Source organism: Actinosynnema sp. NPDC059797 (genome assembly GCF_042732085.1).
GTDB lineage: Bacteria > Actinomycetota > Actinomycetes > Mycobacteriales > Pseudonocardiaceae > Actinosynnema.
Genome location: NZ_JBHWIE010000753.1, coordinates 1 through 1,258, shown reverse-complemented (window position 1 = coordinate 1,258; position 1,258 = coordinate 1). Strand labels below are relative to the sequence as shown.

Sequence of the window (1,258 nt, the reverse complement as noted above, 5' to 3'; positions counted from 1 at the left end):
GGCCTACACCTCGGGCAACCACGTGGTCCTCGGGCAGGGCGGTGCCGACCCGCACACCCTGGCGCACGAGCTGACGCACGTCATCCAGCAGCGCTCCGGCCCGGTCGCCGGCACCGACCGCGGCGACGGCCTCGCGATCTCCGACCCGGACGACCGCTTCGAACGCGCCGCCGAGGCCAACGCGACCCGCGCCATGAGCGGCCCGGCGCCGGCGGAGCCCACCCCGTCCCGACCGCCCGCGCCCGCACGGGACGGCGTCGCCCTCCAACGGGCCGAGGTCTCCGGCGTGCGCCACGACGGCAAGACGGCCACCGAGATCGGCGACGACGTGCACGCGTACCTCCAGCAGCAGTTCCTCGGCGCCCACCGGCTGAGCGACCTCTACGAGCTGAGCATCGAGGTGCCGGTCGGGAACGGGCGCGCGGACCTCGTCGCCATCAAGAGCGAGATCGACGGCAACGGCGAGGGCGACCTGTACATCTACGTGGGGGAGATCAAGTCCGCGAGCAACCAGTTCTACGCGGGCGGGGCGGCCCAGAACCAGCTCGCCAACTACATCAACAGCTTTCGGCAGGAATTCCGGAACGATTTCGCGCGGGCCTACCGGAATGCCTTCGGACGGGACTTCCCGATAGCGGAGACGAACGTGGACGTGCACGTTGGTCGACTCACTTTTTGGAAGGCAACGGCCTCTACCGCTACAGCGGGCGCTCCACCGCCCAGGGCCAGGTGAGGGCGGGTGACCGCATCGAGGACGAAGGTCTCCACCCGCTCCCGCTGTGAGGTGCCGCCCGGAACGGACGTGCCCCGCGGGGGCCGGGTCCACGACCCACGGGGCACGTCCGAGCGCTAAGATCCGAACCGAGGGCGGTAGCCGAACACGATTGGGTGAACCTTCGCCGAAAATGTACGGAAACAGCGTTCCCGTTACTCGGTAGAACATGAAGGAACCGCGAGCGACCACCCCCGGCGGCCGTCAGCAGGGCCCGCCCGCACCAGCCGCCGACGCCGGCTGTCGGCACCGGCTGTCGGCACCGGCTGACGGAAGCGGCCAAAGCCGACCGGCGGTGCCGCCTGCCGACACGGGTTGGCGCCGACCGGCAGCACGGCCTGTCGGCACCGGGCGACCGCCGACCGCCGGCACTGACGGTCGGCGCCGCTCGACGCCAACCGTCACCCCGGCTGCCAGCGCCGCGTTGCACCGGCTGCCGGCACCGCACGGCACCCGCAGGCACGCCCGCAGCCCGTGTCAGTGCCC

At 71.8% G+C, this 1,258-nt stretch carries 1 protein-coding gene; it reads left to right on the top strand.

Going from position 1 to position 1,258, the window contains the following annotated elements; genetic code table 11:
- On the top strand, nt 1–733 hold a 733-nt coding region (locus ACFV4N_RS43920; protein ID WP_499678634.1), incomplete at its 5' end, for an eCIS core domain-containing protein.
- Between the last annotated feature and the right edge of the window lie 525 nt (nt 734–1,258).